Raw genomic sequence first — 9,901 nt, forward strand, 5'->3', positions numbered from 1 at the left:
TGAGAGATGGGGGTCGGATTTTGCCCCTTCAAGGGGCAGTCGAAAAAAAATTTGTGAAAGTGTTACCATCGCCTCTCTTTTGATGGTGGCAGGACGAAGTCAATGAGTGGACTCAAACAGGAGCTGGGGCTGGCGCAGGGCGTTGGTTTGCTCTCCACCTCCTTGTTAGGTACCGGCGTTTTTGCCGTGCCCGCACTGGCGGCTCTGGTGGCGGGAAATAACAGTCTGTGGGCGTGGCCAGTGCTGATCGTGCTGGTTTTTCCGATTGCGATTGTCTTTGCGACGCTCGGCCGCCATTTCCCCAGCGCCGGTGGCGTGGCGCATTTTGTCGGCATGGCGTTTGGCCCACGGCTCGAGCGCGTCACCGGCTGGCTTTTCCTGTCGGTCATCCCTGTAGGGCTTCCTGCTGCCCTGCACATCGCCACCGGTTTTGGTCAGGCGCTGTTTGGCTGGCATGACGAACAGCTGCTGCTGGCGGAGCTGGGGACACTGGCGATCGTCTGGTGGGTCGGGTCTCGCGGCGCCAGTTCCAGCGCCAATCTGCAAACGTTGGTCGCCGTGCTGATCGTCGCATTGATTGCGGCGATATGGTGGGCGGGCGATATCCAGGTGAGTGCGATTCCGTTCCCGGCGATCGCAGATGTCGAGCACACACAACTTTTCGCCGCGCTTGCGGTGATGTTCTGGTGTTTTGTCGGGCTGGAGGCGTTCGCGCATCTGGCGTCAGAGTTTAAACAGCCGGAGCGTGATTTCCCGCGCGCACTGATGATTGGCCTGCTGCTTGCGGGCACGGTTTACTGGGCCTGTACGGTGCTGGTGCTGCATTTCAGTGCGTATAGCGCCGACATGGCCGCAGCCGCTTCGCTGCCAGGGATCGTGGTGCAACTGTTTGGCGTCAAAGCCCTGTGGATTGCCTGTGTGATTGGTTATCTCGCCTGCTTCGCCAGCCTCAATATCTATATTCAGAGCTTCGCCCGCCTGGTGTGGTCCCAGGCGCAGTATAAGCCGGACAGCCGTCTGTCACGTCTTTCTAAGCGCCAGCTACCCCTGAACGCGCTAAACGCGGTGCTGGGCTGTTGCGTGCTGAGCACCCTGTGTATTTATGGGCTGAATATCAATCTCGATGCGCTGATCGTCTATGCGAACGGCATTTTCATCATCATTTATCTGCTGTGCATGCTGGCAGGATGCCGGTTACTGAAGGGACGATTTAAAGTGCTGGCGGTAGTCGGCGGCGTGCTCTGTTTGCTGCTGCTGGTGATGGTTGGCTGGAAGAGTTTGTACGCTTTGGTGATGCTGGCGGGGCTGTGGATGTTCTTGCCGAAACGAAGCGTGCTTTAAACGCCGGATAGCGCTGCGCTTTTCCGGCCTGCAAGATATCAGGCCCGGTAAGCGAAGCGCCACCGGGCACGCCTGTCAGCGGTCGTCTTTATGATCGAGGCGGTCGCGCTGATCGTCCTTACGCTGAAACTCCCCGTCAAAGGTCTCTCCATTTCCCGGCCCAGTGCTGAAACCGCCGCCAGGCATGCGATTAAAACGCAGATGCGGTAGTAGTCTCATGGTCAGAAGTTTTTGCACCGGTGGCAACAGCAGTAACAGGCCAAGGAAATCGGTGAAGAACCCCGGCAGAATCAGCAGCAGGCCTGCAAGAATCAGGGACACGCTTTTGATCATCTCGGCTGCCGGGCTTTCCCCCGCCGCCATCTTCTGCTGCATTAACAGGAAATTTTTGAACCCCTGATTGCGCACCAGCGACATCCCAATTACGGATGTGAAGATGACCAGGATCAGCGTCAGCAGGACGCCCAGCACGTGGGCGACCTGGATAAAAATAGAAATCTCGATGTAAACATAGAGAAAAATGGCAATAAAAGGTATCCAGCGCACTGGTTTCTCCTGTGTGGCAGACGCCTCTGGCCTCTGTCTGTATGTGTTTGCGAGTCGCGTCTTTCTGAGATGGAGACGGTTAGCCAAATTTCAATCGGTTTGCACGGATATTTTTTCTGGAAATATTCAAGCGGTGATTCATTTCACAGATTAATAATTATCATGAGATGAGGGCGATAATAAGTGATCCAGATTACGGCAATTCGCTATCATCAGCATATGATCTCGAGTATCTGGCTGATTGAGGGAATAATCGTCGGTCAGCAAATATTGAAAACCACATATCTACTGTGTGTTTAGTACAATCCATCGGCCGCTTTAAAAGAAGGTTCACATGTTAAACAACATTCGTATCGAAGAAGATTTGTTGGGTACCAGGGAAGTTCCAGCGGATGCCTACTACGGTATTCACACTCTGAGAGCGATTGAAAACTTTTACATCAGCAACAACAAAATCAGCGACATCCCTGAATTTGTACGTGGCATGGTGATGGTGAAAAAAGCCGCAGCACTGGCAAACAAAGAGCTGCAAACCATTCCGAAAAGCGCTGCAAATGCCATCATCGCCGCCTGCGATGAAGTGCTGAACAACGGCAAATGCATGGATCAGTTCCCGGTTGACGTCTATCAGGGCGGTGCGGGGACCTCCGTCAACATGAATACCAACGAGGTGCTGGCTAATATCGGTCTTGAACTGATGGGCCACCAAAAAGGTGAGTACCAGTACCTCAATCCAAACGACCACGTTAACAAGTGCCAGTCTACCAACGACGCCTACCCGACCGGTTTCCGTATCGCCGTGTACGCCTCTGTGGTTAAACTGATCGACGCGATTAACCAACTGGGTGATGGCTTCCAGCGTAAAGCCGTTGAGTTCCAGGACATTCTGAAAATGGGCCGTACCCAGCTGCAGGATGCTGTGCCGATGACTCTCGGCCAGGAGTTCCATGCCTTTAACGTGCTGCTGAATGAAGAGACCCGCAATATCTTGCGCACCTCTGAGCTGCTGCTGGAAGTGAACCTTGGCGCCACCGCCATCGGTACGCGTCTGAATACCCCGGACGGCTATCAACAGCTGGCGGTACAGAAACTGGCGGAAGTGTCCAATCTGGCGGTTGTTCCGGCGGAAGACCTGATCGAAGCGACCTCCGACTGCGGTGCCTACGTGATGGTGCACAGTGCGCTGAAACGTCTGGCAGTGAAGCTCTCCAAAATCTGTAACGACCTGCGCCTGCTCTCCTCCGGTCCACGCGCTGGCCTGAACGAAATAAACCTGCCAGAACTGCAGGCCGGTTCGTCCATCATGCCAGCTAAAGTGAACCCGGTTGTGCCAGAAGTGGTTAACCAGGTGTGCTTCAAAGTCATCGGCAACGACATTACCGTGACCATGGCCTCCGAAGCGGGTCAGCTGCAGTTGAACGTCATGGAGCCAGTGATTGGCCAGGCGATGTTTGAATCCATCCACATTCTGACCAATGCCTGCTACAACCTGCTGGAAAAATGCATTAACGGCATCACGGCGAACAAAGCCGTGTGCGAAAGCTTCGTATATAACTCCATCGGTATCGTCACTTACCTGAACCCGTTCATCGGCCACCATAACGGTGACATCGTCGGGAAGATTTGTGCCGAAACCGGTAAGAGCGTGCGCGAAGTCGTCCTTGAGCGTGGACTGCTGACAGAGGCTGAGCTGGATGATATCTTCTCAGCGCAGAACCTGATGCACCCGGCCTACAAAGCGAAGCGTTATACCGATGAAAGCGAACAATAACAGTTCGGGTTAAACTTCCGAAAGGCACGTCACTTGTGACGTGCCTTTTTGCTTTTATAGGACATCACAAAAATAACATTTACGTATCCAACAACTAACATTCAAGGAAGCGATTATGATTGTCATTGAGCTGATTATCGTTTTAGCGGCGATTTTCCTCGGCGCCAGGCTAGGAGGGATTGGTATCGGCTATGCCGGGGGTTTGGGCGTGCTGGTTCTGGCAGCCATTGGTGTCGCACCGGGGAAAATCCCGTTTGACGTTATCTCCATCATCATGGCGGTGATTGCAGCCATCTCGGCCATGCAGATTGCGGGTGGCCTGGATTATCTGGTTAATCAAACGGAAAAACTGCTGCGCAAAAACCCGAAATACATCACCATTCTCGCGCCGGTCGTGACCTACTTCCTGACGATTTTTGCCGGTACCGGCAACATCTCTCTGGCAACGCTGCCGGTTATTGCTGAAGTGGCGAAAGAGCAAGGCATTAAGCCGTGTCGCCCACTGTCGACTGCAGTGGTGTCCGCGCAGATCGCGATTACCGCCTCGCCGATTTCTGCCGCAGTGGTGTATATGTCATCAGTAATGGAAGGCCATGGCGTTAGCTATATTCATCTGCTCTCCGTGGTGATCCCATCGACGCTGCTGGCCGTACTGCTGATGTCGTTCCTGGTCACTATACTGTTTAACTCCAAACTTTCTGACGATCCGGTATACCTGAAACGTCTGGAAGAAGGTCTGATCGAACTGCGCGGTGAAAATAAAGTTGAGATCAAACCGCGCGCGAAACTGTCGGTACTGCTGTTCCTGCTGGGCGTGGTCTGCGTGGTGATTTATGCCATCGTCAACAGCCCAAGCCTCGGCCTGGTGGCAACACCGCTGATGAATACCACCAACGCAATCCTGATTATTATGCTGAGCGTCGCGACCCTGACCACCGTGCTGTGCGGCGTGGAAACGGACAGCATTCTCAGCTCCAGCACCTTCAAAGCCGGGATGAGCGCCTGTATCTGTATCCTCGGCGTGGCGTGGCTGGGTGATACTTTTGTTTCCCACAATATCGACTGGATTAAAGAGACCGCAGGTACCGTGATTCAGGGCCATCCTTGGCTGCTGGCGGTGATTTTCTTTGTGGCTTCCGCGCTGCTGTATTCTCAGGCTGCGACGGCGAAAGCGCTGATGCCGATGGCGCTGGCACTGAACGTGTCTCCACTGACCGCTGTGGCCTCTTTCGCTGCCGTTTCTGGCCTGTTTATTCTGCCAACCTATCCGACGCTGGTCGCGGCCGTGCAGATGGACGATACCGGGACGACGCGCATCGGACGCTTCGTCTTTAACCATCCGTTCTTTATTCCGGGTACGATGGGCGTCGTGTTTGCCGTATGCTTCGGTTTCCTGATCGGTAGCGTGATTCTTTAAGCTTTCGGTGTTGTAAAAATAGTTAAAGTCGGGCCGCTCTGCGGCCCGATTCATTAATGCCCTCAGGCTCAGCGTGATATAGTGATTTTTTCGCGATGAGGAGGTCGAGTAGTGAATACACCTGACGCTGTCGTTGTACTGTGTACCGCCCCCGATGAAGCCACTGCCCAGGAGCTTGCCGCCAAAGTGCTGGCAGAACAGCTCGCTGCCTGTGTGACGATCCTGCCCGGCGCTACCTCGATGTACTACTGGGAAGGCAAGCTGGAACAGGAGTACGAAGTGCAGATGCTGCTGAAAACCAACGTCGCGCATCAGCAAGCGCTTCTCGACTGCCTCAAGTCTCATCATCCATACCAGACCCCAGAACTGCTGGTGCTGCCAGTGGTTCACGGCGATAACGATTATCTCTCATGGCTCAACGCTTCCTTACGCTGATCCTGCTGCTGTGCAGCACATCAGTTTTTGCCGGGTTATTCGACGCGCCCGGCCGCTCTAATTTTATTCCCGCCGACCAGGCGTTTGTTTTCGACTTCCAGCAGGACCAGCACGATCTCAATCTGACCTGGCAGGTCAAAGAGGGCTATTACCTCTACCGTAAGCAGGTGAGCATTACCCCCGCTCGCGCGAATGTCGGCGAGCCACAGCTGCCCGCAGGCGAATGGCACGAAGATGAGTTCTACGGCAAAAGCGAAATCTACCGCCATCGGCTGACGGTGCCGGTCACAGTAAATCAGGCCAGTTCGGGCGCCACGCTGACGGTGACATACCAGGGCTGCGCCGACGCAGGTTTCTGCTATCCGCCAGAGACCAAAGTGGTACCGCTGAGCGAAGTACAGGCGTCCCCTGCACCTTCAGCTCCCGCAGTGGAAACGGATGATACGAGTGCTAAGTTGCCCTTCTCCGCGCTGTGGGCGCTATTGATCGGTATTGGTATCGCCTTCACGCCCTGTGTCCTGCCGATGTATCCCCTGATTTCCGGCATCGTCCTCGGCGGCAAACAGCGTTTATCCACCGCCCGTGCGTTGCTGCTGGCCTTTATCTATGTTCAGGGGATGGCGCTGACATACACTGCCCTTGGCCTGATCGTGGCCGCAGCAGGGCTTCAGTTCCAGGTGGCGCTCCAGCACCCTTATGTGCTCATCGGGCTGTCGGTGGTCTTTACCCTGCTGGCATTGTCGATGTTTGGGTTATTCACCTTGCAGCTGCCGTCGTCACTGCAAACACGCCTGACACTGATGAGCAACCGTCAGCAGGGCGGTTCTGCTGGCGGCGTCTTTGCAATGGGCGCCATTGCCGGGCTGATCTGCTCCCCCTGCACCACCGCGCCGCTCAGCGCAATTCTGCTCTATATCGCTCAGAGCGGGAACATGTGGTTCGGTGGCGGGACGCTCTATCTTTATGCACTGGGTATGGGGCTGCCGCTGATTCTGGTCACCGTCTTTGGCAACCGTCTGTTGCCGAAAAGCGGCCCGTGGATGGAAACCGTGAAAACGGCGTTCGGCTTTGTGATTCTGGCACTGCCGGTATTCCTGCTCGAACGTGTGATTGGCGATGTCTGGGGAGTGCGTCTGTGGGCGCTTCTGGGTGTGGCGTTCTTCGGCTGGGCATTTATTACCAGCCTGCAGGCGCAGAAGCCGTGGATGCGGATCGTGCAAATTATCCTGCTGGCCGCCGCGCTGGTGAGCGTGCGTCCCCTTCAGGACTGGGCGTTTGGTTCTCCAGGCGTACAAACCCAGGCGCATCTTAGCTTTACTCAAATCACTAACGTTGATGAGCTGAACACCGCTCTGGCGCAGGCCAAAAGGAAACCCGTGATGCTCGATCTCTACGCCGACTGGTGCGTGGCCTGTAAAGAGTTTGAAAAATACACCTTTAGCGATCCGCAGGTGCAAAACGCGCTGAAAAATACCGTTCTGCTGCAGGCCAATGTGACGGCCAATAATGCGCAGGACAAGGCTCTGTTAAAACAGCTCAACGTGCTCGGCCTGCCGACTATTTTGTTCTTTAATGAGCAAGGAGAAGAGCAGCCTGCCGGGCGCGTGACGGGATTTATGGATGCCGCAGCGTTCAGCGCGCATTTGCGCGATCGCCAACCGTAAACGACACTGTTAACGGGAGAAACCGTTAGCATTGGGAGGAGAAAACCGTGCAACGTGAAGACGTACTGGGACAAGCCCTGCAATTACTTGAGGTTCAAGGGATCGCCAGCACCACGCTTGAGATGGTTGCCGAACGCATCGATTATCCTCTGGATGAGCTTCGCCGCTTCTGGCCCGATAAAGAAGCGCTGCTGTACGACGCCCTGCGCTATCTGAGCCAGCAGGTGGATATCTGGCGCAGGCAGTTAATGCTTAACGAAGAGCTGACGGACGAGCAGAAAATACTGGCGCGTTATACGGCCCTCGCGGATTGCGTTCGCAACAAACGCTACCCGGGCTGCCTGTTTATCGCCGCCTGCACTTTCTATCCTGATCCAGCGCACCCGATCCATCAGCTGGCGGATCAGCAAAAAAGCGCGGCGCACGACTTTACCCATGAGCTGCTCACCCGACTCGAAGTCGACGATCCGGCAATGGTCGCGCGGCAGATGGAGCTGGTGCTGGAAGGTTGCCTGAGCCGTATGCTGGTCAACCGCAGCCTGGCCGACGTCGAGACGGCGCACCGTCTCGCGGAAGATATCCTGCGTTTTGCGCAGTGCCGTATGGGTGGCGCGCTGACTTAAGCCAGCATGCCTGCCCACGCAGAGATAAGCAGGCATAGCGCCATTACGCGTTGAAAGCGCACCATCGCCACGGTGGTGCGAAACACCCGATTTACCGCCTTTCCCAGCCACGCCCAGCACATCAGACAAGCAATCGAAATGATTAAGAACCAGAGCGCCATCAGCGCCACATCTCGCAGGGCATGCTCACCAACCGGCGCAAACAGGCTCACGACGGCCAACGCCATCATCCATGTCTTTGGATTAATTACCTGTAACAACGCTGCCGCACGTGCCGTAAAACGGTGATGCGAGCCATGTGACAGGTTTGCCGCTGGCGCGCTGAATAACTGCCAGCTCATCCAGCTTAACCACAACACGCCAGCCCAGCTCATCACCTGACGAATCAGCGGGTACTGACGCAACACTTCCCCGGCTCCCGCGCCAGAGATCAGCATAATGGCACTGGCCGCCATACAGCCGCTGACAAGGGCGGGAATCGTCGCCTTCACCCCGTAGTGCTGGCTGTTGGTCAGAACAAGGATATTGGTTGGGCCGGGCGTTATCGAGGCGACAAAAGCAAACAGCAGAAACGGCATCACGTTCACAGGTAGCTCCTTATTTTTGGAGCTCTGACTGTGCCGCTATTTTCTGGAAACGTCTGGAAGGTTTGTGCACAACTTTCGGTAATGGGCAGGAGTGATGCGATAGGCCCGCTGGAACCAGCGTCCAAGATGGCTCTGATCGGCAAAACCCAGCGACGCAGCGACATCCACCGGTAAATCGCCACGAGCCAGCATCTGACGGGCTTTGGCGAGCCGAAGCTGGATAAGCCAGGCGTGCGGTGCCAGATGGAACTCACGTTTGAAACAGCGCGTCAGCGTAAAGCGATCTGTTCCCGTCTCGCGCGCAAGATCAGACAGCCCAAGATTTTCGCCCATATGCGCATACAGATAATCACGCGCCCGATGTGCCACCGCCGCGCTTTGCAGCTGCGAAGGGAGCCTTTTGCGCCAATGGCAATGGGAAGTGATCTGCGCCAGCATGTGATCCATCGTGCTTTGCTGGACGATTTTCATCTCATCCTGATGCAGCGCATTAAACGTCTCACCGATGGTGCGAACCAGCTGCGGCTCACGCGTCAGGGTTTGCGCAAAATGGAGTGAATAACTACCGGGCGTGGATTCGTATAGCCCGTGCAGCGTGTTATTCAGCCACTGTTCGTCCAGATAGAACGTCAGATAGGTAAAGCCGCCCTCGACCGGGGCATCGCCATCATGGATTTCACCGGGTTCAAGCAGAAAGGCATCTCCCGGCTGGCTCTGGTGACGCTCGCGGCGGCAATGGAACTGCTGAGTGCCAGAAAGCGTAATGCCCACCAGATAGCTGTCGTGCCAGTGTGGGTCGAAGGCGTGGCCTTCGAAGTGTGCCTTAATGGTTTCAATACCTGTGTCTGCATGCTGACGTAGCTCAAGCCAGTCGTTCGCCATATCGCCCTCCTCTGATCTGTCAGCATTGCTATTTAGCACCCTCCTTGTCTGGAAGATTTGTGCAATTTCGCGGTGCAAACGGACAGATTGCCGTAAAGTTAAGCAGTTGAACAGCTTTTCCTGAATTAGGGTTGACGACCATCCGGGATTAAGGTTTAATGCGCTCCGTTGCCCGGATAGCTCAGTCGGTAGAGCAGGGGATTGAAAATCCCCGTGTCCTTGGTTCGATTCCGAGTCCGGGCACCACTATTTAGAAGAACCAGCCTACGGGCTGGTTTTTTGCTTTTGGGGATTCGGTAGATTCTGGCCGTTTCATTCAACTTTATGGATTGCTTCCCCCACAGTCCTAACACCTCTTTTTTCAGCAGCATTCCGCTCGAATTCCACTACTCGACTTACTTTTTCACGCTTATAGCGGCGCTATAAGAGGCTGACTCTTTGCATAGAAGGGGTTTGATGCGATTGAGGAGGGTAATTCGTGACTGGATCGAAGGCCGATAACCGGGCTGTTGTGCCGGTCCGGGATTAATTTTGTATAAAGACAAAAACGCAAAAAGGCCATCCTTGCGGATGGCCTCTTCACTTGTTTGATGCCTGGCAGTTCCCTACTCTCACATGGGGAGACCCCACACTAC

At 55.0% G+C, this 9,901-nt stretch carries 9 protein-coding genes and 1 tRNA gene; 7 read left to right on the plus strand and 3 right to left on the minus strand.

Going from position 1 to position 9,901, the window contains the following annotated elements; translation table 11 throughout:
- Window positions 1-102: 102 nt before the first annotated feature.
- On the plus strand, window positions 103-1,341 hold the full coding sequence (gene yjeH, locus ABIE11_RS15880; RefSeq protein WP_429184853.1) for an L-methionine/branched-chain amino acid transporter: 1,239 nt from the start codon (window positions 103-105) through the stop codon (window positions 1,339-1,341).
- A 75-nt stretch (window positions 1,342-1,416) separates the two neighbouring features.
- Here the strand turns inward: yjeH and ABIE11_RS15885 are convergent, their stop codons facing one another.
- Window positions 1,417-1,887 carry an FxsA family protein gene (locus ABIE11_RS15885; protein WP_100777919.1) on the minus strand — a complete coding sequence of 157 codons (471 nt, stop codon included), beginning with the start codon at window positions 1,885-1,887 and terminating at the stop codon, window positions 1,417-1,419.
- A 334-nt stretch (window positions 1,888-2,221) separates the two neighbouring features.
- Between ABIE11_RS15885 and aspA the strand changes: the two genes are divergently transcribed.
- From aspA to ABIE11_RS15910, 5 genes are all read left to right on the plus strand, one after another.
- Window positions 2,222-3,658 carry an aspartate ammonia-lyase gene (aspA, locus tag ABIE11_RS15890; protein ID WP_100777921.1) on the plus strand — a complete coding sequence of 479 codons (1,437 nt, stop codon included), beginning with the start codon at window positions 2,222-2,224 and terminating at the stop codon, window positions 3,656-3,658.
- 115 nt (window positions 3,659-3,773) lie between these two features.
- On the plus strand, window positions 3,774-5,075 hold the full coding sequence (locus tag ABIE11_RS15895; RefSeq protein ID WP_100777922.1) for an anaerobic C4-dicarboxylate transporter: 1,302 nt from the start codon (window positions 3,774-3,776) through the stop codon (window positions 5,073-5,075).
- Window positions 5,076-5,186: 111 nt separating this feature from the next.
- Window positions 5,187-5,510 (plus strand): divalent cation tolerance protein CutA, encoded by a 324-nt coding sequence (cutA, locus tag ABIE11_RS15900; protein ID WP_095280450.1) that lies wholly within the window; start codon window positions 5,187-5,189, stop codon window positions 5,508-5,510.
- Window positions 5,486-7,174 carry a protein-disulfide reductase DsbD gene (locus ABIE11_RS15905; protein ID WP_429184854.1) on the plus strand — a complete coding sequence of 563 codons (1,689 nt, stop codon included), beginning with the start codon at window positions 5,486-5,488 and terminating at the stop codon, window positions 7,172-7,174. Before cutA ends, ABIE11_RS15905 begins: the two co-directional genes overlap by 25 nt.
- Before the next feature lie 47 nt (window positions 7,175-7,221).
- On the plus strand, window positions 7,222-7,797 hold the full coding sequence (locus ABIE11_RS15910; protein WP_429184855.1) for a transcriptional regulator: 576 nt from the start codon (window positions 7,222-7,224) through the stop codon (window positions 7,795-7,797).
- On the opposite strand, the gene ABIE11_RS15915 is transcribed toward ABIE11_RS15910, so the two are convergent.
- On the minus strand, window positions 7,794-8,384 hold the full coding sequence (locus tag ABIE11_RS15915; protein WP_429184856.1) for a LysE family translocator: 591 nt from the start codon (window positions 8,382-8,384) through the stop codon (window positions 7,794-7,796). The two genes, ABIE11_RS15910 and ABIE11_RS15915, sit on opposite strands and share 4 nt — an antisense overlap.
- Window positions 8,385-8,420: 36 nt before the next feature.
- Window positions 8,421-9,266 carry an AraC family transcriptional regulator gene (locus ABIE11_RS15920; protein ID WP_158238460.1) on the minus strand — a complete coding sequence of 282 codons (846 nt, stop codon included), beginning with the start codon at window positions 9,264-9,266 and terminating at the stop codon, window positions 8,421-8,423.
- Between the two features lie 170 nt (window positions 9,267-9,436).
- Here ABIE11_RS15920 and ABIE11_RS15925 point away from each other — a divergent pair.
- Window positions 9,437-9,512, plus strand: a tRNA-Phe gene (locus tag ABIE11_RS15925).
- Window positions 9,513-9,901 lie beyond the last annotated feature (389 nt).

It is taken from the genome of Lelliottia sp. 489 (assembly GCF_050435885.1).
Classification (GTDB): domain Bacteria; phylum Pseudomonadota; class Gammaproteobacteria; order Enterobacterales; family Enterobacteriaceae; genus Enterobacter; species Enterobacter nimipressuralis.

Coding starts and splice junctions, on each gene's coding strand:
- yjeH (WP_429184853.1), top strand. CDS start 103: ATGAGTGGACTCAAACAGGAGCTGGGGCTGGCGCAGGGCGTTGGTTTG.
- aspA (WP_100777921.1), top strand. CDS start 2,222: ATGTTAAACAACATTCGTATCGAAGAAGATTTGTTGGGTACCAGGGAA.
- ABIE11_RS15895 (WP_100777922.1), top strand. CDS start 3,774: ATGATTGTCATTGAGCTGATTATCGTTTTAGCGGCGATTTTCCTCGGC.
- ABIE11_RS15905 (WP_429184854.1), top strand. CDS start 5,486: ATGGCTCAACGCTTCCTTACGCTGATCCTGCTGCTGTGCAGCACATCA.
- ABIE11_RS15920 (WP_158238460.1), bottom strand. CDS start 9,266: ATGGCGAACGACTGGCTTGAGCTACGTCAGCATGCAGACACAGGTATT.